The following is a 21,778-nucleotide window of genomic DNA, read 5'->3' on the forward strand; positions in this document are numbered from 1 at the left end:
CCGCTCGAAACCGTTTGGAAACAATGACCTGATCGCGGGCCGGTCGCTTTCCCGGGCCTGGCGGCGCGATCCGGCCGGATTCCTGCAATGCGCGTTCGGACAGCTGCAGGCTGTAGCGAATGGAGGCGGAAGGAATGCGGCGTTTCGGGGGTCTTGTTCAGACGATCGGCGGCTTTGCCGGGGATCGCAGCGGAAATTTCGCGGTCCTGTTTGGGATAATCGGCTCAGTGCTGGCACTGAGTGTCGGCTTTGCGGTCAACGTGTCCCAACTCTACAATGTAAAATCGAGCCTGCAAGGCGTGGTCGATGCAGCGGTCACCTCGACGGCCCGCGACCTGACAACCGGCGTCATCAGCGAGGCCGACGCCAGCAAATCGGTGCAGGCCTTTCTCGATGCCAACAGCACGGCGGGTATCCTCCAGGACAACCAGATCGTCCTCGACAATCTGGTTGTCGACAGGACAGCCAAGACTGTCCAGGCGGACGTCCATGTCAACGTCAACTACTATTTCCCGCTTTTCAGCACGGGTGGCATGCAACGCGTCCCCGCATCGACGACGGCGCTCTATTCGGACAAGCAGATCGAAGTCGCGATGATGCTGGACGTGACCGGGTCGATGGCCGGCCAGAAAATCATCGATCTGCGGGCGGCCGCGGCGAATGCTGTCGACAGCTTCCTGGGCGGCCAGGACCCCTCCAAGCCACGTGTGCGGGTTGCCATCGTGCCTTATGCCAATTCGGTGAATGCCGGTACACTTGCCGCCAGCAGCGTCTATGTGGAAACCACCGCCAGTCAACGCAAACAGGCGCCGGCCAATGACGCCGTGCAGTATGTCTCGGGCTTTATCCGTCCCGATAATTGCGCCACCGAGCGCAAGGGGACCTATCAGTATTCGGATGCGGGCCCCGACGTCAGCATGGTCAATCGCGACTACCTGCTGTCATCCTTCGCCTGGCAGACCGGCACCGCCGCCTGCCCGATCGCCGCGCTGATGCCGCTGACAGCGGATGCGACGGCGCTCAAGACGGTCATCAAGAATTTCGTCGCCTCCGGCGGCACCGCCGGCCATATCGGCGTGCAGTGGACCTGGTACATGCTTTCGGAAAACTGGGGCAGTGTGATGAAAGCCTCGGAACGGCCGGCCAAGATGGATCCAAAGAAGGTTGCCAAGATCGCGATCCTGATGACCGATGGCGAATTCAACCTGTCCTACTTCGATGCGAGCACGGTCAGCGACGTCTACAATGACGCCGGCAAGGAGCCGACCCGCACGGCCGCCAAGAAACTTTGCGCTGCCATGCGCGACAAGGGCATCGAGGTCTTCACCATTGGGTTTGACCTAAACGAAACGAATGCCAAGGCGACGCTCCAGGATTGCGCGAGCCCGGACACCGCCAAGATCAAGCACTTTTATCAGGCGGCCAATGGAACGGAACTCAACCAGGCTTTCCAGGATATAGCGCGCAACGTCGAGATGTTAACCGTAACCAAATAGGGGACAACAGCCCAAAAAGGAAAGGCCGCCGCTTCTCGCGAAGCCGGCGGCCTTCCGTGTTTCCGTCCATGGCGCGGCTCCTGGCGGCGACCCTGGTCGCCAGCCGCGCATCTCGCGCCTTAGCGGGAAGACTGCTTCCCGAAAGTGCGATCCGCTGAGGCCACGTTCTGGAAAACGAAATCACTCGACATCGGATCACCTCCTTTCGATTTGTTGAACACTCCCTCATGATGGGGTGTCATCCGGCAAATGGCAAGGCGCGGCACCCGAAAATCCTGAACAAGCCTGCTTGTGCACTCGGGCGGCTTGCGGCCGGCCGATCGGGCAGGCAAGATCGAGCCGCTATTGTTCCGGGCCACTATTTTGCCGGGTAAGGGAGGACGGGATGGAGGCAGCCGAGAGAGCGGCCCGGATTGTTCGGACGGTCATCGAGACGCTGAAGCCGGGTTTTGCGGTGAGGCTGTGGACAGGCGAGCGGATCGGCCCGGCTGCCGGCCCGGTGCTCACCATCAACGACCAGGACATCGTCTGGCAGATCGTACGTCGGCCCTCTTTATCGACGCTGATCGAGATGTGGATTGCCAAGGCGGTCGACGTCGAAGACGGATCGCTGTTCGATTTCTACGCCTTGCCCACGCACGGCAAGCTCAGGACGAAGCTCAAGACATTGCCGAAGCTGGCGATCCTGCGCGACCTGCCGGCGGTGCTGTTTTCGCGAAAACAGATGACGACGCGAACCGATCTTTCCGGCCGCAATCCTTTCGTCAGCGGTTCGAGCAAGGAGGCGATCGAGCATCATTACGACATTTCCAACGCATTCTACCGGCTCTTCCTCGACGAGCGCATGGTCTATAGCTGCGGCTACTTCAAGGATTTCGCCAACGATATCGATCAGGCCCAGAGAGACAAGCTCGACCATATCTGCCGCAAGCTTCGGCTGAAGCCCGGCGATAGATTGCTCGACATCGGCTGCGGCTGGGGAGCGATGCTCATCCATGCGGTGAAGAATTATGGCGTCGTCGGCCACGGCGTTTCGCTATCGGAAGCACAGACCGAGCTCGCCCGTGAACGCATCCGCGCCGAGGGGCTGGAGGACCGCATCACCATCGAGATAAAGTCCTATGCCGAGCTGTCCGGCTCCTTCGACAAGATCTCGTCGATCGGCATGTTCGAGCATCTGGGGCTTGCCAACCATGCGGCCTATTTCTCGAGGATCCATCGCCTGCTCAAGCCGGGCGGCATCTATCTGCACCACGCCATCACCCGGCGCGACAAGGGCAGCTTGAAGAAGACGCTGCGCAAGGGGCCGGAATTCAAGGCGCTGATCAAATACATTTTTCCGGGCGGCGAACTCGACACGATCGGCATGACGCTCGGCAATCTCGAGGCCCACGGCTTCCTCGTCTACGACGTCGAAAATTTGCGCGAGCACTATGCGCGCACCTGCAGGCTATGGGCCGAGCGCCTCCACGCACGCTTCGACGAAGCTATCGCCGAGGTCGGCGAAGCCAAGGCGCGGCTCTGGCTGCTTTATCTCACCGGCTGCTCGATTACCTTCGAACGCGCCTCGGCGCAGGTTTTCCAGACCGTCGCCACAAGGCGCGCGCGTGGGCCGAGCGGCCTGCCGCCGACGCGGGCGGATTTGTACCGATAGCTACAGGAGGCGCATCGTGGCGCCGATCTCGACGCGGGCCGGTCGATCGACGGTGCAGTAGACGCCGAGGTTATGGGCGTTGTGGCGGACCAGGCTGCGCAGGATTGCCGGGTCGTGGTCGAACCCGTCCTGGCCAATGATGGTGAAGCCGCAGCGGCGGCACGGCTCGGAGATGGTCAGGAGCAGGTCGCCGATCGCCAGCTTGCGCCCGATCCATTCCGTCTCGGGGAACGACCCCTCGACCTCCGGCACATCGACGACGATGTTGGGGCGGAAGCGGCGCGCGTCGGCGGTGCCCTTTGGATGCAGCACTTTCAAACGCGCCAGTGAGGCGGTGGTCAGCAGATGAATAGGGGCTTTGACGTAGCGTTCCGTCAGCAGAGGGCCGGCGTAATCCGGAGCCGCATTTTCCCGACGGAACGGCCGGATGGAAGCCGCAAAGCCGAGATAGGCGCAAATGGCGCGATCACTTTGCGCGCCAGGTGCCGAAAGCCAGCGTCCGTCGGGGATGGCGACCTCCAGCCTGCCGGCCTGCGACAGCCGGGTGCGGATGCGGGGCACCTTGTGCCATTTCGCTTCGCGGTCGGGCCGTGCGATTTCATCGGTCGAGGTATCGACAAGACCAAACAGGCGGTCGCCTTCGACGGTATGCCGGTCGACGGAGATCGCCTGCTGAAACTCGCCGGCGAGCGAGCTCGCGGGATAGCGCCAAAGCTCGGTGACGGCGCCCAATGCGGGTTGCATCAGCCCTTCTTGTTTTGCCGGTTGGCGATAAGGTCGTCGACGACCGCCGGATCGGCCAGCGTCGAGGTATCGCCGAGCGCGGCAAAATCATCCTCGGCGATCTTGCGCAGGATGCGTCGCATGATCTTGCCGGAACGGGTCTTCGGCAGGCCGGGCGCGAACTGGATCTTGTCGGGCGAAGCGATGGCGCCGATCTCCTTGCGGACATGGGCGACGAGTTCCTGGCGCAATTCCTCGCTTGGCGTTTCGCCGGCCATCAGCGTGACATAGCAGTAGATGCCCTGGCCCTTGATATCGTGCGGGTAGCCGACGACGGCGGCCTCCGAGACCTTCTCATGCGAAACCAGCGCCGATTCGACCTCGGCGGTGCCCATGCGGTGGCCGGAGACGTTGATGACGTCGTCGACGCGGCCGGTGATCCAGTAGTAGCCGTCAGCATCGCGGCGGCAGCCGTCGCCGGTGAAGTATCTGCCCTTGTAGGTCGAGAAATAGGTCTGCACGAAGCGGTCGTGATCGCCATAGACGGTGCGCGTCTGGCCCGGCCATGAGTCGGCAATACAAAGATTGCCGCTGGCTTCGCCTTCGAGCACCTTGCCGTCGGTATCGACCAGCTGCGGCTTGACGCCAAAGAAGGGCCGCGTCGCTGAACCCGCCTTGAGGTGGGTGGCGCCCGGAACCGGCGTGATCATGATGCCGCCGGTCTCGGTCTGCCACCAGGTATCGACGATCGGCACCTTGCCGTTGCCTACGACGTTGAAATACCACTCCCAGGCTTCCGGATTGATCGGCTCACCGACGGTGCCGAGCACGCGCAGCGACTTGCGCGACGTTTTGGTGACATGGGCATCGCCGGCGCCCATCAGCGCGCGCAACGCCGTCGGCGCCGTGTAGAAGATGTTGACCTTGTGCTTGTCGATCACGTCCCAGAAACGCGACTGCGACGGGTAGTTCGGCACGCCTTCGAACATCAGCGTGGTGGCGCCGTTGGCGAGCGGCCCGTAGACGATGTAGCTGTGGCCGGTGACCCAGCCGACATCGGCGGTGCACCAGTAGATATCGCCGTCATGATAGTCGAAGACATATTGGTGGGTCATCGAGACATAGACGAGATAGCCGGCGGTGGTGTGCAGCACACCTTTCGGCTTGCCGGTCGAGCCGGATGTGTAGAGGATGAACAACGGGTCCTCGGCGTTCATCTTCTCGGGCTTGCATTCGGCCTTAACCGTCGCGACCTCGTCATGGTACCAGACGTCGCGCCCGGCGGCCCAGCCGGTCTTGCCGCCAGTGCGGCGCACTACCAAGACCTTTTCGACTTTCGTTCCGGCCTTGGCGGCGATCTCGATCGCCTTGTCCGTGTTCTCCTTTAGCGGGATCGGCTTGCCGCCGCGCAGGCCTTCGTCGGCGGTGATGACGAAGGTCGACTTGCAGTCATCGATGCGTCCGGCCAGCGCATCCGGCGAAAAGCCGCCGAAGACGACCGAATGAATGGCGCCGATGCGCGTGCAGGCGAGCATCGCATAAGCGGCCTCCGGGATCATCGGCATGTAGATGGTTACGCGGTCGCCCTTCTTGACGCCGTGCTTTTTCATCACATTGGCGAGGCGGCAGACATGCGCGTAAAGCTCGTTATAGGTGATCTTCCTGTCGTCGTAGGGATTGTCGCCTTCCCAGATGATGGCGGTCTGTTCGCCGCGCTTCTTCAGATGCCGGTCGATGCAGTTCCAGGAAACGTTGGTCTGGCCATCCTCGAACCATTTGATTGAGACCTGGCCGTCGAAGGACGTGTTCTTGACCTTGCTGTACGGCTTGAACCAGTCGATGCGCTTGCCGTGCTTGCCCCAGAACTTGTCCGGGTTCTTGACGCTGTCGGCGTACCATTTCAGGTAGGTGTCATTGTCAATCAGCGCGTTCTTCTTCCACGCCGGCTGGACGCGATGGACATGAACATCGGACATTTCTTCGCCTTCCTCCCCAAAACCAAACCGCCGGCTTGACCGCCGGCAGGATCGCGGCGATGCGGCCGCGAATTCGCGCGCATTATTAACAGTTCGGCCGCGACGGCAACATTAGACGTTGGATTCGCGCGGCGGGATGCCGCAGGTGCTTTGCCGGGTCGTGTCAGCACTCTCGTGAGTCGGCTGCTAAGCGCATGTTTTTGCGGGAGGAATCTGGTTCGATCGCAGAAATATCAATAGACGATTAAGCAAATGGGGTGCACAATTTCAGGCTGGGAGGAAGGAGAATCAACCAGGGGACCGCAATGCGCGACCATTCCGAAATGGACCTGATGCTCAAGGGCTATGGCTTGACCACGGCCAAGATTCTTTATCACTTTCCAGATCATCCGCATCTGCTGCAGAGCTTCATCTGGCAGGATTACGACATCGCCCCGAAATTTCCCGTGCTGATCCGTTTCATCGAGTTCTGGAAGGCCAAGCTCGAAGGCCCGCTGCATTCGGTCAGCTACACGCACCAGAAGCTGATCGCGCCGAACGAATGGCGCAAGGTCGACGGCGAGTTCGTTCTGCATTAGCCGGGCGGGCGGCAGCCTGGGAGCCGCCGCCCAGCTTTTGGAGCGTCAGACTGCGGGCGGGTTCAGCCGGGCAAAACCCTCCTGCCGGCGATAGGGAAAATACGGATAGGGTGCGGTGACCTCACTTGCCGTGTCGAGCTTCTTCATCTGCTCGGCTGTCAAGGACCAGCCGACGGCGCCGAGATTCTGGCGCAACTGCTCCTCGTTGCGCGCGCCAATGATGACGGAGGCGACGGTCGGCCGCTGCAGCAGCCAATTGATGGCGATCTGCGGTATGGTCTTGCCGGTTTCCTCGGCGACAACATCAAGCGCGTCGACGACCCGATAGAGATGCTCATCCTCGACGGGCGGTCCGAAGCTTGCCGTGTCGTGCAGCCGGCTTTTCTCAGGCAGCTTCTGGCCACGGCGGATCCTGCCGGTCAGGCGGCCCCAGCCGAGTGGGCTCCACACCAGCGCACCGACACCCTGGTTGAGGCCGAGCGGCATCAACTCCCATTCATAATCGCGTCCGACCAGCGAGTAATAGACCTGATGGGCGACGTATCGGGGATAGCCATATCTGCCCGCCAGGCCGAGCGACTTCATCACTTGCCAGCCGGAAAAATTGGAGACGCCGACATAACGCAGTTTGCCGGCGCGCACGAGACTGTCCAGTGTCGACAGCACCTCCTCGATCGGTGTTGCTGCGTCGAAGGCGTGCAGTTGCAGCAGGTCGATGTAGTCGGTGCCAAGGCGCCCCAGCGCGTCTTCGACGGCCTTGATCAGGCGTGAACGTGACGATCCGGCATCGTTGGGACCGTCGCCCATCGGCAGCGAGGTCTTGGTCGAGATCAGCACGGCGTCGCGGCGGCCCTTGATGGCAGCGCCGAGCACTTGTTCGGAAGCGCCATTCGAATAGACGTCGGCGGTGTCGAACAGGTTGACGCCGGCCTCAAGGCAGATGTCGACCAGCCGCCGTGCTTCCGTCGCATCGCTGTTGCCCCAGGCGCCGAACAGCGGGCCTGAACCGCCGAAGGTTCCAGCGCCGAACGAGAGCGCCGGGACCTTCAGGCCTGATGCGCCAAGATTTCGATAATCCATGGGTTTGCTCCTTGTGGAAGGATGGCTGTTTCAAAGATTGGTTGAGGTTTGCCGTTCTATGACCGCGCGATTTCCGGTGTGGCGAGGACAGGATCTCGGTCGAGGCGCAGCGCAAACGCCGCCACGGCAAGCGCTGAAAGCGGCAACAGGGCCGCGACCCAGGTGACGGCATCGAGGCCGGGACCATGGGCGATGACCACGCCGCCGAGCCAGGCGCCGGCAGCATTGCCGAGGTTGAAGGCGGCGATGTTGAAGGATGAGGCGAGGCTCTGGCCGGCGCCTTGTGCCTTTTCCAGTACCCACATCTGCAGCGGCGCCACGGTGGCGAAGGCGGCGGCGCCGAGCAGGCCGACATAGATAACGGCCATGACCTGGCTGTGCAGGGCGAAGGTCATGGTGCCGAGCACCATCGCCAGGACGACGAGACTGCCGAGAACGGACGGTACCAACCAGCGGTCGGCGAACTTGCCGCCGGCGAGGTTGCCGGCAATGAGGCCGCCGCCGAAGACCAGCAGGATCGGCGACACCGCTGCTTCATCAAAACCGGTGATCTCGGTCAGCAACGGGGCGATGTAGGTGAAGACGGCGAAGACGCCGGCATAGCCAAGCACGGTGGTAGCAAAGCCAAGCAGGACCGGCGTGCGGCCGAGCACGGCGAGATCGGCGCGCAAATTGCTCTTCTCAGGCTCTGTTCGGCTGCGCGGCACCAGCAGCAGAATGATGGTAAAGGCGGCGATGCCGACCAGGGTCACCGCCCAGAAGGTCGCGCGCCAGCCGAAGGCTTGGCCGAGCCATGTGCCGAAGGGCACGCCGAGGATGTTGGCGATGGTCAGGCCGGTGAACATCAGGGCGATCGCCGAGGCTTTCTTGTTGGGCGCCACCAGTCCGGTCGCCACGACCGAGCCGACGCCGAAGAAGGTGCCGTGGGCGAAGGCGGTCAGTACGCGCGCACCCATCAGCGTCCAGTAGTCTGGGGCAAGCGCACAAGCGAGGTTGCCCAGCGTGAAGATCGCCATCAGCGCCAGAAGCACGGTTTTGCGCGGCCAACGGCCGGTCGCGATTGTCAGCAGCGGCGCGCCGATGACGACGCCCAGCGCATAGCCGGAAATCAGCTGGCCGGCAGCCGAGATCGAGACGCCGAGATCAGTGCTGACGTCGAGCAGCAGGCCCATGATGACGAATTCGGTGACGCCGATGCCAAAGGCACCGGCGGCAAGAGCGTAAAGAGCAAGGGGCATGGCGGTTCCCACTTCGATGACGACCAGTTTTGACGACGGGCGCCGTGTCCTCCCACGCCCCGATCCGGAAGATCGTGCCGCGATGTGCTGTGAACCAGCCTTGCATCGGGCACATCGTCTGTGAAATAAATTCACCAATGGCCAGGCCCGACATCAATCGCTCCGGCGAGATCGAAGTGTTCGTCCGCGTCGTCGAGGCGGGCAGCTTTTCAGCCGCTGCCCGTGCGTTGCGGATGACGCCGTCGGCGGTGAGCAAGCTGATCGCGCGGCTGGAGGCGCGGCTTGGTGCGCGGCTGGTCAGCCGTTCGACGCGCAAGCTGCAACTGACGCCGGAGGGGGCGGCGTTCTTCGACAGCGGCGTGCGCGTCCTGGCCGACATGGCGGCGGCCGAGCGCGAGGCAGCGGCGGGTGCCGCGCCGCGTGGCCGGCTGCGGATCAGCAGCTATGTGCCTTTCGGGCAGCACCGGCTGATCCCGCTTTTGCCGCGTTTTCTAGAGCGCTACCCCGAAATCTCGGTCGATCTGGTGTTGACTGACGATGTCATCGACCTGATGGAGGAGCGCGCTGACGTCGCCATCCGCGCCGGGCCGCTCGGCGAATCACGGCTGGTGGCGCGCAAGCTCGGGCAGAGCCGGGTGGTCGTCGTTGCGGCGCCATCGTATCTCGAAGCGCGTGGCACGCCCAAGGAGCCCGCCGATCTCGATCGTTACAACCGGATGGGCTTCCGTTTCGTACGTCACCTCGAGGGCTGGCCTTTTATCGACGCGGCCGGCAAGCCGATCACCCTGTCGATCATCGGAAATACGCTGGTCAGCGACGGCGAGGCGATGCGGCTGATGGCGCTCTCGGGGGCGGGCATCGCCCGGCTGGCACGCTGGCATGTGGAGGCCGACATTGCCGCCGGCCGGCTTCTGCCGCTGCTGGAAGAGTTCAACCCCGGCGACGAGGAACTCACCCACGCCGTCTATGTCGGCCAAGGCAAGCATCTGCCGGCGCGGGTGCGGGCGTTTTTGGACTTTTTGGTCGAGACTGTCCGGCTGACCTGAGCCCAAAAAAGATCGGGAGCCTGCCGGCTCCCGAAGCATCGAATCGAAGGTAAATTGAACTACTTGTTCGGCACAAAGGGCGCCGGACGCCGGCCGGCCGCCTGACGCTCCAGCATCCAGCCGGGGTATTCGGCGGGCAGGGCACTGACTTCGTCGAGGCGAACAAGATCATCGGCATCGAGCTTCAACTCGGTGGCTGCAAGGTTCTGTTCCAGCTGCTCCATGCGGCTGGCGCCGATGATGACGCTCATCACGAATGGCTTGGCCAGGACATAGCCGAGCGCCACCGTGGCGACGCTGACGCCGTGCTTGGCGGCGATCTCGCGCATGACGGCGACCGCTGCCCAGGCACGGTCCTCGTCGACCGGCGGGAAATTGAAGCTGGCGCGGCGGCCCTCGCCATTGCCGGGGGCGCCCGGTCCGTATTTGCCGGAGAGCAGGCCGCCAGCCATCGGCGACCAGACCATCAGCCCGAGCTTCTCCTCGTTGAGCAGCGGCACGATTTCGCGCTCGAGATCGCGGCCGGCGATCGAATAATACGACTGCACGGTCTCGAAGCGGGCAAAGCCTTTGCGCTCCGCAATACCCAGCGCCTTGGCGATGCGCCAGGCCTGCCAGTTCGAGACGCCGACATAGCGGACCTTGCCGGCGGCAACCAGGTCGTCGAGCGCCCGCAGCGTTTCGTCGATCGGCGTCACCGTGTCGGTGCCATGCAGCTGGTAGAGATCGATGTGATCGAGCTGTAGCCGCTCGAGGCTGCTCTCGATCGAATCCATGATGTGGCCGCGCGAGGAACCGCGCTGGTTCGGGCCGCCGCCCATGGCGCCATGAACCTTGGTGGCGATGATCACGTCCTGTCGGTTGACGCCAAGATTCCTGAGCGACTGGCCGAGAAGCCGTTCCGAGGCGCCGAAGGAATAGACATCCGCCGTGTCGAAGAAATTGACGCCGGCGGCGAGCGAGCGGGCAACGATCTCGTCGACGCCCTTCTGGTCGAGGCTGGCGATCAGGCCCCATTGGGCATTCTCGCCGGCCGCGCCGAACGTCATCGTGCCGAGGCAAAGTTCGGAGACGAACATCCCCGTATTTCCAAGTTGATTGTAACGCATGGTGGCTCCAGACGGGTTGAGAATAACTCGACCCATATAAGAACGAAACGTTCCGTTTCTATATGCTGGCTTAGTCGATGTCAGCCTGTGGCCTAAGGCCGGCTGAGCCTCATCTGGCGCCGAAAATCGCCGATCCAACCCTGACACTGGTCGCGCCGAAGGCGATCGCGGTTTCGTAGTCGCCGGACATGCCCATGGAGAGCTTGTCGACGCCGGCCTCGAGCCCAAGCTTTTCCAGCAGCGCGAAATGCGGACCGGGGTTCTCGTCGGCCGGCGGAATGCACATCAGCCCTTCGATGGCGAGGGCGTGAACCGAGCGGCAGCGGGCCACGAAGGCGACAGCCTCGCGTGGCTCGATGCCGGCCTTTTGCGGCTCGGAGCCGGTGTTGACCTGGACATAGAGCCTTGGTGACCGGCCTTGCCTGGCGATTTCCTTGGCCAGCTCTGCGGCGATCTTTTCACGGTCGATGGTTTCGATGACGTCGAACAATGCCACCGCTTCCTTGGCCTTGTTCGATTGCAGCGGACCGATCAGATGCAGCTCGATGTCGGAAAATGCCTCCTTCAGCACCGGCCATTTGGCTTGTGCTTCCTGGACGCGGTTTTCGCCGAAGACGCGCTGGCCGGCCTCGATGACGGGGCGGATATCGGCAGCGTCGAAGGTTTTCGAGACCGCGACCAGCGTCACCGCTCCGGCCCCACGGCCTGCCTCGCGCTCGGCGGCAGCGATCCTTGCCTTGACCGTGAAAAGCTGTTCGACGGCGCTCGCCATGCCTATATCCTGCCTGTGTTTGGCTTTTCGCCGGATCGCCGCAGTTGACGGGTCCGGCAATCCATGGTGAACACCGCGACGACATTTCCTGAGCCGCCCGGGCATTGTCCGGCGGCTCGCGCATGCTTTTAAGTGAAAAACACCCGATGGCAACCGAACGATACAATCCGCGCGCGTCAGAGCCCAAATGGCAGAACGCCTGGGACGCCAAGAAGCTGTTCGAAGCCGACAATGACGACCCGCGCCCGAAATACTACGTGCTGGAGATGTTCCCGTATCCGTCGGGGCGCATCCATATCGGCCATACCCGCAACTATACGATGGGCGACGTGGTGGCGCGCTACAAGCGGGCCAAGGGTTTCAACGTGCTGCACCCGATGGGCTGGGACGCCTTTGGCATGCCAGCCGAAAACGCGGCGATGCAGAACAAGGTCCATCCCAAGGACTGGACCTATCAGAACATCGCCGCCATGCGCGAGCAGCTCAAGGTCATGGGCCTGTCGCTCGATTGGGCCCGCGAGTTCGCCACCTGCGACGTCGACTACTATCACCGCCAGCAGATGCTGTTCCTCGATTTCGTCGAGAAGGGGCTGGTGACGCGCAAATCCTCCAAGGTCAACTGGGATCCGGAGGACATGACGGTGCTTGCCAACGAGCAGGTCATCGACGGACGCGGCTGGCGCTCAGGCGCGCTGGTGGAACAGCGCGAGCTGACGCAGTGGTTCTTCAAGATCACCGATTACGCGCAGGATCTGCTGGATTCGCTCGACCAACTCGACGACTGGCCGGAAAAAGTGAAGCTGATGCAGGCGAACTGGATCGGCCGTTCGGAAGGGCTGCTGATCCGCTGGCCGCTGGCCAAGCCAGTCGCCGGCGAGCATGAGCTCGAAGTCTATACGACCAGGCCCGACACCATCTTCGGCGCGTCCTTCATGGCGATTGCGGCCGACCATCCGCTGGCCAAAAAGGCCGCCGAGGACAATCCGGCGCTGGCAAAGTTCATCGACGAAGTCCGCCATATGGGCACTTCGGCGGCGGCATTGGAGACGGCCGAGAAGAAGGGTTTCGATACCGGCATTCGCGTTGTCCATCCGTTCGACGAGAGGTGGACGCTGCCCGTCTACGTCGCCAATTTCGTGCTGATGGACTATGGCACCGGCGCCATCTTCGGCTGCCCGGCACATGACCAGCGCGACCTCGACTTCGCCAACAGATACGGCCTTCCGGTCATTCCGGTGGTGATGCCGGAAGGCGAGAATCAAGGAAGCTTCCAGGTCATCGACGAGGCTTATGTCGATGATGGCGCGATGATCAATTCGCGCTTCCTCGACGGCATGAAGCCGGATCAGGCATTCGACGAGGTGGCGAAGCTGCTGGAACAAAGGACCATCGGCAACCGGCCGATGGCCGAGCGCAAGGTGAATTTCCGCCTGCGCGACTGGGGCATTTCGCGCCAGCGCTATTGGGGCTGCCCGATCCCGATGATCCATTGCGAGGATTGCGGCGTGGTGCCGGTGCCGAAGGCCGACCTGCCGGTCAAGCTGCCGGACGACATCGAGTTCGACCGGCCGGGCAATCCGCTCGATCGCCATCCGACATGGCGGCACGTCAAATGCCCGCGTTGCGGCAAGGATGCGCGGCGCGAAACCGACACGATGGACACATTTGTCGATTCTTCTTGGTATTTCGCTCGCTTCACCGCGCCGTGGGCAAACGATCCGACCGATCCCAAGGCCGCGACTGAATGGCTGCCGGTCGACCAGTATATTGGCGGCATTGAGCATGCGATCCTGCATTTGCTCTATTCGCGCTTTTTCACCCGCGCCATGCGCGAGACCGGCCATGTCGATCTCGCCGAGCCGTTCAGGGGCCTGTTCACGCAAGGCATGGTGGTGCACGAGACCTATCGGGTTGGCGGCGCCTCGAACGGCCGCTGGCTTGCGCCTAGCGAGGTCAGGCTGGAAGACGCCGACGGCAAGCGCCGCGCCTTCGAAATCGCCACCGGCGAAGAGGCGGTGATCGGTCCGCTCGAAAAAATGTCGAAGTCGAAGAAGAATACGGTGAGTCCGGAAGAGATCACCGACGGCTACGGCGCCGATACGGCGCGCTGGTTCATGCTGTCGGACTCGCCGCCCGAGCGCGATGTCGAATGGACCGACGAGGGTGCGGCCGGCGCGCATCGCTTCATCCAGCGCATCTGGCGCCTGGTGTCGACGGCTGCCGAATCGCTCGCCGGAGTCCGGCCAGAGGCGGCGAAGGACGGCGAGGCCGGGACAGTGTCCAAGGCCGCGCACAAGATCTTGAAGTCGGTCGGCGAGGATATCGAAAAGCTCGCCTTCAACCGCGCCATCGCCCGCATCTACGAGCTCGCCAATGCCTTGACCGTACCGCTCAACGAGGCGGCAGAGGGCAGGGCCGGTCCGGCGCTGCAAGCGGCCTGCCGTGAGGCCGTCGAGATCCTGGTGCACCTGATCGCGCCGGTCATGCCGCATCTGGCCGAGGAGTGCTGGCAGACGCTCGGCGGCACCGACCTTGTCGCCGAACGGCCCTGGCCGGATTACGATCGCTCGCTTGTCGTCGACGCCGAGATCGTGCTGCCGGTCCAGGTCAACGGCAAGAAACGCGGCGATTTGACAATTGCCCGCGACGCGGACCAAGGTGCGGTCGAAAAAGCGGTTCTGGCCCTCGACTTCGTGCAGAAAGCGCTCGAAGGTAAGGCGCCGCGCAAGGTGATCATCGTGCCGCAGAGGATCGTCAATGTCGTTGCCTGATCCGAAAAAAGCGGAGCTGACGCTGCGCCGTGTCGTGCTTTACGGGCTGCTCGCCTCGGTGGCGCTGGTTTCCGCCTGCACGGTGCGGCCGCTCTATTCGAGCGCGCCGCTGATCGCCGGCTCGCAGGTCGGCGCCGCTGCCGAGCTGGCATCGATCTCGGTCAAGCCGGTCAAGACCCGCTACGCCCAGCAGGTCCGCAACAATTTGATCTTCGCGCTCGGCCAGGGCGCCGGCGAGCCGGCTTCGCCGGTCTATTCGCTTGATCTCGGCGTCTCCGAACTCGTCGAATCGGCGGCAATCGAGCAGGTCACGACCGACGAGGACGAGCCGACCGCCGGCACTGTGACGCTGACTGCCAACTATGTGCTCAGCGATGCCAAGACGGGCACGGTCATAGCGAGGGGCAAGCGCTCGATTCCGTCGTCATACGACAGGCCGCGCCAGGAATTCGCGTCATACCGGGCCCAGATCGACGCCGAGAATCGTGCGGCGCGCGAGCTGGCAGATGTGCTGCGGCTGTCGATTGCCCAGGATCTGATCAAGCACGGCAAGCCGGCGGCAAGCTAGGTCTTTCCAGAGTGCGCAATCTGCAAAAAAAAGGCCGATTGCTCGGCCTTTTTTGTTCGTAGGATAGTCGCTTCAGCCGATCTTCTGCCCGGTCTTTGCCCAGTCGGCGAGGAACAGTTCCAGGCCCTTGTCGGTCAGCGGGTGCTTGACCAGCGCCTTGAGCGTCGCCGGCGGCGCGGTGATGACATCGGCACCGATCAGCGCCGCCTGCTTGACATGGTTCACGGTACGCACCGAAGCGGTCAGGATTTCAGTCTGGAAGTCATAATTGTCGTAGATGGTGCGGATATCGGCAATCAGCTCCATGCCGTCCCAGCCGCTGTCGTCGATGCGGCCGACGAAGGGCGAGATGAAGGAGGCGCCGGCCTTGGCGGCGAGCAGCGCCTGGGTGGCCGAGAAGCACAGCGTGACGTTGACCATTCGGCCGTCCGACCGGATGTCCTTGCAGGCTCTCAGGCCGTCGAGCGTCAGCGGCACCTTGATGCAGACATTGTCGGCGATCCTGGCCAGGATCTTGGCCTCCGCCATCATGTCCTTGTATTCGGTGGCGACGACTTCGGCCGAGACTGGGCCCTTGACGATCTCGCAGATCTCTCTTGTGACGTCGGCGATCTTGCCGCCGGATTTCAGGATCAGCGACGGATTGGTGGTTACGCCGTCGAGCAGCCCCAAATCGTTCAGCTCGCGGATTTCCTTGACATCGGCGGTGTCGACAAAAAATTTCATGGCGGTCTCCTGAAGATTTTTCATGTGCACGTCATGCACATTTGGGGTCGGACTTTGATCTAGACCAAAGTCGGGGCAAGGTCACGCCTCATGATCGAAGATTCGCCCTTTGTCGCGGCCGCACCGGTGCTGGTGCCGATGCCCGCCGAGCGCCCCTACACCTATGCCGTGCCGGCTGGCATGCGCGTGGTGCCGGGCTCGATCGTGCGCGTTCCGCTTGGGCCCCGCCAGGTCGCCGGCATCGTCTGGGACGGCGCCGTCGAAAAGGTCGACGCGAAGAAATTGCGGCCGATCGAGCAGGTTTTCGACTGCCCGCCGATCGACCGCGCGATGCGGCGTTTTGTCGATTGGGTGGCGCAGTACACGCTGTCGCCGCCCGGCATGGTGGCGCGCATGCTGCTCAGGGCGCCGGAGGCGTTCGACCCGGAGCCGTGGATCGAAGGGCTGCAGCGCACCTTCGCCAAGCCCGACCGGATGACGGAGGCGAGGACGCGCGTGCTGGAGACGGCCGAAGGCGGACTTGCCTGGACGCGATCCGGCCTGGCGCATGCGGCAGGCGTGTCGTCGACGGTGGTGGACGGGCTGAGGGCGCAGGGCGTATTCGAGACGGTGATGATCCCGCCGCGGCCGGTGGTCGCAGCACCCGATCCCGGCTACGCCGTGCCTTCACTGATGCCCGACCAGAGCGATGCCGCCGAGACGCTGCGCGCCAATGTCGCGACCGGTACATTCGGCGTCACCCTGCTCGACGGTGTAACCGGATCCGGCAAGACGGAGGTCTATTTCGAGGCGGTCGCGGCCGCGCTCGATCGTGGCAAGCAGGTGCTAATCCTGCTGCCGGAAATTGCGCTGACCCACGCTTTCCTCGAACGCTTCCAGGAGCGGTTCGGCGCCAAGCCGGCGGAGTGGCACTCGGACCTGCCGCCAAGAATGCGCGAAAAGGTCTGGCGGCAGGTGGCGGAAGGCGGCGTGCGGGTCGTCGCCGGCGCGCGCTCGGCGCTGTTCCTGCCGTTCAGCGAGCTTGGATTGATCGTCGTCGACGAAGAGCACGATCCCGCCTACAAGCAGGAGGATCGCGTCTTTTACAACGCGCGCGACATGGCCGTGGTGCGCGGCCATATCGGCGGTTTTCCGGTCGTGCTCGCTTCGGCGACACCGTCAGTCGAAAGCCGGGTCAATGCCAGCCAGGGCCGCTACAGCAGGGCGGTGCTTTCGGCGCGCTTTGCCGAGGCGGCACTTCCCGATCTCAAGACGATCGACATGCGCCGCGCGCCGCCGGCACGCGGCGGTTTCCTGTCGCCGGTGTTGCTTGGACAAATGCGGCAGACACTGGCAAAACAGGAACAGTCGCTGCTGTTCCTCAACCGGCGCGGTTATGCGCCGCTGACGCTCTGCCGGGTCTGCGGCCACCGCTTCGGCTGTCCGGTCTGCTCGGCCTGGCTGGTCGAGCATCGCTTTCGCGGCCAGCTCGTCTGCCACCACTGCGGGCACAATGAACGCCGGCCCGAAGCCTGTCCGGAATGCGGCACGCTCGACCATCTGGTCGCCTGCGGGCCAGGCGTCGAGCGCATCGCCGAGGAGGTCGTCGCGCATTTCCCCGATGCCCGCACCATCGTACTGTCGTCCGACCTGATGGGCGGCGTGCGCCGGCTGCGGCTCGAGCTTGAAGCCATCGCCAATGGCGAGGCCGACATCGTCATCGGCACGCAACTCGTCGCCAAGGGCCATAATTTCCCCAACATGACGCTGGTCGGTGTGGTCGATGCCGATCTCGGCCTTGCCAATGGCGACCCGCGCGCCGCCGAGCGCACCTTCCAACTGCTCAGCCAGGTGACCGGCCGCGCCGGCCGCACCGGCAAGAAAAGCCTCGGCCTGCTGCAGACCTTCCAACCCGACCACCCGGTGATGCGCGCGATCGTCTCCGGCGATGCCGAGTCCTTCTACGAGCGCGAGATCGCCGAGCGTGAGCGGGCGGCGCTGCCGCCCTTCGGCAGGCTCGCCGGCGTCATCGTCAGCGCGGCGACACGGGCCGAAGCCGAAGGGCACGCCCGTGGCCTGCGTCGCGCCGCGCCGCAAGCCACCGACCTGTTCGTGCTCGGCCCGGCCGAGGCGCCGCTGTCATTGATCGGCGGCCGCCATCGCTTTCGCCTGCTGATCCAGGGCGAACGGCGCACCGACATGCAAGGGTTCATTCGCACCATGCTGGCCGAGGGGCCGAAGATAAGGGGCTCGGTGCGAGTCCAGGTCGACATCGACCCGCAGAGCTTTTTGTGAAGGGGCTCAGAGGACAGGCTTCCGCAAATTGCCGATGCCCATCTGGCGTATGTCTCTTGCTTCGCTAGAATGCCCGAAATTTCGACTATGCATTTAAGAGGGGACAAGATGGAATTTGCGTTTCCGTGGCCGATGAGCCAGGGCGAGTGGCTGGCATGGTCGAGCGCCGTGGTGACCTTGCTGTTCGGCCTGCTGCTGTTCCTGGCGCCAGGGTTGGCCTTCCGGATCCTGCGGCTGCAGGTCAGACCGGAGAAGGCGGCGGCGATCGCCGAGGGGCGCGGCCGGATGTCGGGCTTCTATCTCGGCGTCAGCCTGTGCTGCATCCTCCTGGCGCAGCCGCTGCTCTATATGGCGCTCGGCTTCTCCTGGCTGTTCACCGCCTTCGGCCGGCTGCTGTCGATGATGTCGGACGGCGCCAACACGCCGTTCAACTGGGCTTCCATTGTCGTCGAGCTGGTGCTGGCGGCGCTGCCGCTTGCCTTCGCCTTCGGCTTTTTGCCCTGAATCAGCGATCAATCCGGGGTTGGTTGCTGAACTCGCCCGGCGGATGCGACAATAGTGCCTGAAAACCATGCCGGACGACGCATTGCGGTCTGAAAATGCCTGTGCTAGACGGCAATCGACTTTCGACCGGGGATAGCGGAAGCCGCGCCTCCGTGCTTGGAAAAATGCAGTAAGGTCAAAGATTTAGCCAGAGTTTTTGCTCGCGCCAACAATCTGCGGCCTGTCAGACAAGAGAAAAGACGGTCCGTGGCCCAATCGTCATCGCCAATCTCAGGTGTCGCAGAACGCTATGCGGGTTCGCTGTTCGAACTCGCGCTGCAGGCCAATTCGGTCGCCAGCGTCGAGGCCGACCTCAACAGGTTCGAAACGATGCTCGAAGGCAGCGCTGACCTTTCGCGGCTGATCAGGAGCCCTGTCTTCTCCAGCGAGGACCAGGCCAAGGCGATCGCCGCGATCGCCGACAGAGCAGGGATTACCGGCCTCACCGGCAATTTCCTGCGCGTCGTTGCCCAGAATCGCCGGCTGTTCGCCGTGCCCGGCATGATCAAGGCGTTCCGCCAGATCGCCGCCGAACACCGCGGCGAGACCGCTGCCGAGGTCACCTCGGCGCATGCGCTGACGCCTGCCCAGGAAACCGAGCTGAAAGCGGCGCTGAAAAGCGTCGCCGGCAAAGACGTGGCGATCACGGTCACCGTCGATCCGTCGCTGCTCGGCGGACTGGTGGTCAAGATCGGCTCGCGCCAGATCGATACGTCGCTCAAAACCAAACTCAATTCGCTCAAGCTTGCACTGAAAGAGGTCGGCTGATGGACATCCGCGCCGCGGAAATTTCCGCAATTCTGAAAGACCAGATCAAGAATTTCGGCAAGGAGGCCGAGGTCTCCGAAGTCGGCCAGGTGCTGTCCGTCGGTGACGGTATCGCCCGCGTCTACGGCCTCGACAATGTCCAGGCCGGCGAGATGGTCGAGTTCCCCGGCGGCATCCGCGGCATGGCGCTCAACCTCGAAGCCGACAATGTCGGCGTTGTCATCTTCGGCGCCGACCGCGACATCAAGGAAGGCGACACCGTCAAGCGCACCGGCGCCATCGTCGATGCGCCCGTCGGCATGGGCCTGCTCGGCCGCGTCGTCGACGCGCTCGGCAACCCAATTGACGGCAAAGGCCCGATCCAGGCCACCGAACGCAAGCGCGTCGACGTCAAAGCGCCCGGCATCATCCCGCGCAAATCGGTGAACGAGCCGATGTCGACCGGCCTCAAGGCCATCGACGCGCTGATCCCGGTCGGCCGCGGCCAGCGCGAGCTGGTCATCGGCGACCGCCAGACCGGCAAGACCGCGATCATCCTCGACACCATGCTCAACCAGAAATCGGTGCACGACAACGGCCCTGAGAAGGAAAAGCTGTACTGCGTCTATGTCGCCGTCGGCCAGAAGCGCTCGACGGTGGCGCAGTTCGTCAAGGTCCTGGAAGAGCGCGGCGCGCTCGACTATTCGATCATCATCGCCGCGACCGCCTCCGATCCGGCGCCAATGCAGTTCCTGGCGCCGTTCACTGCCTGCACCATGGGCGAATATTTCCGTGACAACGGCATGCACGCGCTGATCAGCTACGACGACCTGTCGAAGCAGGCCGTCGCCTATCGCCAGATGTCGCTGCTGCTGCGCCGTCCGCCGGGCCGCGAAGCCTATCCCGGCGACGTTTTCTACCTGCACTCGCGCCTGCTCGAGCGCGCCGCCAAGCTCAACGACGAAAATGGCGGTGGGTCGCTGACGGCGCTGCCGATCATTGAAACGCAGGCCAACGACGTGTCGGCCTATATCCCGACCAACGTCATCTCGATCACCGACGGCCAGATCTTCCTGGAAACCAATCTGTTCTTCCAGGGCGTGCGCCCGGCGGTCAATGTCGGCCTGTCGGTGTCGCGCGTCGGCTCCTCGGCGCAGATCAAGGCGATGAAGCAGGTTGCCGGGTCGATCAAGGGCGAGCTCGCGCAGTACCGCGAAATGGCTGCTTTCGCGCAGTTCGGCTCCGATCTCGACGCAGCCACGCAACGCCTGCTCAACCGCGGCTCGCGTCTGACCGAGCTGTTGAAGCAGCCGCAATTCTCGCCGCTCAAAGTCGAGGAGCAGGTCGCGGTGATCTTCGCCGGCGTCAACGGCTATCTCGACAAGCTGGCGGTCAACCAGGTCGGCAAGTTCGAGCATGGTCTGTTGTCGCATATGCGCTCGGCCGGCAAGGACGTGCTCGACGGCATCCGCAAGGAGAAGGCGCTGTCCGACGATCTGCGCGCCAGGCTGAAGGCAGAAATCGACGCCTTCGCCAAGACCTTTGCTTGAGCAGGACGGACGGGATCAGGTTTGAAGCATGCCTTCGTTAAAAGACCTTCGTAACCGTATCGCCTCGGTCAAGGCGACGCAGAAGATCACCAAGGCGATGCAGATGGTCGCCGCGGCGAAGCTGCGTCGCGCGCAGGAAGCGGCGGAAGCGGCGCGTCCCTATTCGGAGCGCATGGGCGCGGTGCTGGCCAATATCACCCAGGCGATCGGCGGCGGCGGCGATGCCCCGGCGCTGATGACCGGCACCGGCAAGGACGACGTGCATCTGCTTGTCGTCTGCACGGCCGAACGCGGTCTGTGCGGCGGGTTCAATTCGCAGATCGCCCGCTTTGCCCGCGACCACATCCGCAAGCTTCTGGCCGACGGCAAGCAGGTCAAGATCATCTGCGTCGGCAAGAAGGGGTTCGACATATTGCGCCGCGACTACGGGGCGCTGATCATCGAGCGTGTCGACCTGCGCGAGGTCAAGACGCTGGGCTTCGTCAATGCCGATGCCATCGCCAAGAAGGTGATCCACCTGTTCAACGAAGGCGGCTTCGACATCTGCACGCTGTTCTATTCGCAGTTCAAGTCGGTGATCAGCCAGATCCCGACAGCGCAGCAAATTGTCCCGGCGGGCGCGCCTGCGGCTGGCGCGGAAGTGAAGGACGGCGGCAGCGCCGTCTACGAATACGAGCCGGAGCCGGGCGAAATCCTCTCCGATCTCATCCCGCGCAACATTTCCGTGCAGGTTTTTCGCGCGCTGCTCGAGAATGCTGCCGGCGAGATGGGCGCCAAGATGAGCGCCATGGACAATGCGACGCGCAACGCCGGCGACATGATCAACAAATTGTCGATCACCTACAACCGCCAGCGGCAGGCGCAGATCACCAAGGAATTGATCGAAATCATTTCGGGCGCCGAGGCGCTCTAGGCACGCCCACAAGG

The 21,778-nt window shown here is 63.4% G+C and carries 18 protein-coding genes; 11 read left to right on the forward strand and 7 right to left on the reverse strand.

Annotated features, from left to right (window positions below; translation table 11 throughout):
- Positions 1 to 134 precede the first annotated feature (134 nt).
- Together NKI16_RS26500 and NKI16_RS26505 are read left to right on the forward strand one after the other, a co-directional pair.
- The gene (locus tag NKI16_RS26500; protein ID WP_023678115.1) at positions 135 to 1,496 is read left to right on the forward strand and encodes a pilus assembly protein; all 1,362 of its coding nucleotides are present in this window, start codon (positions 135 to 137) and stop codon (positions 1,494 to 1,496) included.
- Positions 1,497 to 1,881: 385 nt separating this feature from the next.
- Positions 1,882 to 3,150: a class I SAM-dependent methyltransferase gene (locus tag NKI16_RS26505; RefSeq protein ID WP_023678114.1), complete on the forward strand. Its 1,269-nt coding sequence runs from the start codon at positions 1,882 to 1,884 to the stop codon at positions 3,148 to 3,150.
- Here NKI16_RS26505 and NKI16_RS26510 read toward each other — a convergent pair whose 3' ends face one another.
- Both NKI16_RS26510 and acs read right to left on the reverse strand, forming a co-directional pair.
- Complete coding sequence (locus tag NKI16_RS26510; protein WP_023678113.1) at positions 3,151 to 3,894, reverse strand: MOSC domain-containing protein; 744 nt, start codon at positions 3,892 to 3,894, stop codon at positions 3,151 to 3,153.
- Positions 3,894 to 5,849 carry an acetate--CoA ligase gene (gene acs / locus NKI16_RS26515; protein WP_023678112.1) on the reverse strand — a complete coding sequence of 652 codons (1,956 nt, stop codon included), beginning with the start codon at positions 5,847 to 5,849 and terminating at the stop codon, positions 3,894 to 3,896. Before acs ends, NKI16_RS26510 begins: the two co-directional genes overlap by 1 nt.
- Positions 5,850 to 6,154: 305 nt before the next feature.
- Here acs and NKI16_RS26520 point away from each other — a divergent pair, with 305 nt between their 5' ends.
- Positions 6,155 to 6,427: an usg protein gene (locus NKI16_RS26520; protein ID WP_023678111.1), complete on the forward strand. Its 273-nt coding sequence runs from the start codon at positions 6,155 to 6,157 to the stop codon at positions 6,425 to 6,427.
- Between the two features lie 45 nt (positions 6,428 to 6,472).
- Here the strand turns inward: NKI16_RS26520 and NKI16_RS26525 are convergent, their stop codons facing one another.
- Entirely contained in the window at positions 6,473 to 7,507 is a 1,035-nt protein-coding gene (locus tag NKI16_RS26525; RefSeq protein ID WP_023678110.1) for an aldo/keto reductase, read from the reverse strand.
- A 56-nt stretch (positions 7,508 to 7,563) separates the two neighbouring features.
- Positions 7,564 to 8,745 carry an MFS transporter gene (locus NKI16_RS26530; protein WP_352704842.1) on the reverse strand — a complete coding sequence of 394 codons (1,182 nt, stop codon included), beginning with the start codon at positions 8,743 to 8,745 and terminating at the stop codon, positions 7,564 to 7,566.
- A 137-nt stretch (positions 8,746 to 8,882) separates the two neighbouring features.
- On the opposite strand from NKI16_RS26530, the gene NKI16_RS26535 reads away from it, so the two are divergent.
- Positions 8,883 to 9,791: a LysR family transcriptional regulator gene (locus tag NKI16_RS26535; RefSeq protein WP_352624921.1), complete on the forward strand. Its 909-nt coding sequence runs from the start codon at positions 8,883 to 8,885 to the stop codon at positions 9,789 to 9,791.
- 59 nt (positions 9,792 to 9,850) lie between these two features.
- On the opposite strand, the gene NKI16_RS26540 is transcribed toward NKI16_RS26535, so the two are convergent.
- A complete protein-coding gene (locus tag NKI16_RS26540) occupies positions 9,851 to 10,900 on the reverse strand; it encodes an aldo/keto reductase (protein ID WP_352785085.1) in 1,050 nt (349 codons plus the stop codon).
- A gap of 109 nt (positions 10,901 to 11,009) precedes the next feature.
- Positions 11,010 to 11,672, reverse strand: a complete 663-nt coding sequence (locus NKI16_RS26545) for a YggS family pyridoxal phosphate-dependent enzyme (RefSeq protein ID WP_352785087.1) — start codon at positions 11,670 to 11,672, stop codon at positions 11,010 to 11,012.
- Positions 11,673 to 11,818: 146 nt separating this feature from the next.
- Between NKI16_RS26545 and leuS the strand changes: the two genes are divergently transcribed.
- Complete coding sequence (gene leuS / locus NKI16_RS26550) at positions 11,819 to 14,443, forward strand: leucine--tRNA ligase (RefSeq protein WP_023678105.1); 2,625 nt, start codon at positions 11,819 to 11,821, stop codon at positions 14,441 to 14,443.
- Entirely contained in the window at positions 14,430 to 15,011 is a 582-nt protein-coding gene (locus NKI16_RS26555) for an LPS assembly lipoprotein LptE (RefSeq protein WP_352471286.1), read from the forward strand. The genes leuS and NKI16_RS26555 overlap by 14 nt, the downstream gene beginning before the upstream one ends.
- A 72-nt stretch (positions 15,012 to 15,083) precedes the next feature.
- Here NKI16_RS26555 and fsa read toward each other — a convergent pair whose 3' ends face one another.
- Positions 15,084 to 15,737, reverse strand: coding sequence for a fructose-6-phosphate aldolase (fsa, locus tag NKI16_RS26560; RefSeq protein WP_023678103.1), 654 nt, complete (start codon positions 15,735 to 15,737; stop codon positions 15,084 to 15,086).
- A 90-nt stretch (positions 15,738 to 15,827) separates the two neighbouring features.
- Here fsa and NKI16_RS26565 point away from each other — a divergent pair, with 90 nt between their 5' ends.
- The 5 genes from NKI16_RS26565 (at position 15,828) to NKI16_RS26585 (ending at position 21,764) form a co-directional block, all read left to right on the forward strand.
- Positions 15,828 to 18,011, forward strand: coding sequence for a primosomal protein N' (locus NKI16_RS26565; protein ID WP_352785090.1), 2,184 nt, complete (start codon positions 15,828 to 15,830; stop codon positions 18,009 to 18,011).
- A gap of 108 nt (positions 18,012 to 18,119) precedes the next feature.
- The gene (locus NKI16_RS26570) at positions 18,120 to 18,515 is read left to right on the forward strand and encodes an AGROH133_08824 family phage infection protein (protein ID WP_352569521.1); all 396 of its coding nucleotides are present in this window, start codon (positions 18,120 to 18,122) and stop codon (positions 18,513 to 18,515) included.
- A 246-nt stretch (positions 18,516 to 18,761) separates the two neighbouring features.
- The gene (locus NKI16_RS26575) at positions 18,762 to 19,322 is read left to right on the forward strand and encodes a F0F1 ATP synthase subunit delta (protein WP_352618143.1); all 561 of its coding nucleotides are present in this window, start codon (positions 18,762 to 18,764) and stop codon (positions 19,320 to 19,322) included.
- Complete coding sequence (gene atpA / locus NKI16_RS26580; RefSeq protein ID WP_352450899.1) at positions 19,322 to 20,851, forward strand: F0F1 ATP synthase subunit alpha; 1,530 nt, start codon at positions 19,322 to 19,324, stop codon at positions 20,849 to 20,851. The genes NKI16_RS26575 and atpA overlap by 1 nt, the downstream gene beginning before the upstream one ends.
- A 28-nt stretch (positions 20,852 to 20,879) precedes the next feature.
- On the forward strand, positions 20,880 to 21,764 hold the full coding sequence (locus tag NKI16_RS26585; RefSeq protein WP_023678098.1) for a F0F1 ATP synthase subunit gamma: 885 nt from the start codon (positions 20,880 to 20,882) through the stop codon (positions 21,762 to 21,764).
- Positions 21,765 to 21,778: the final 14 nt, after the last annotated feature.

It is taken from the genome of Mesorhizobium sp. M0698 (assembly GCF_040320455.1).
Taxonomy (GTDB): Bacteria; Pseudomonadota; Alphaproteobacteria; order Rhizobiales; family Rhizobiaceae; genus Mesorhizobium.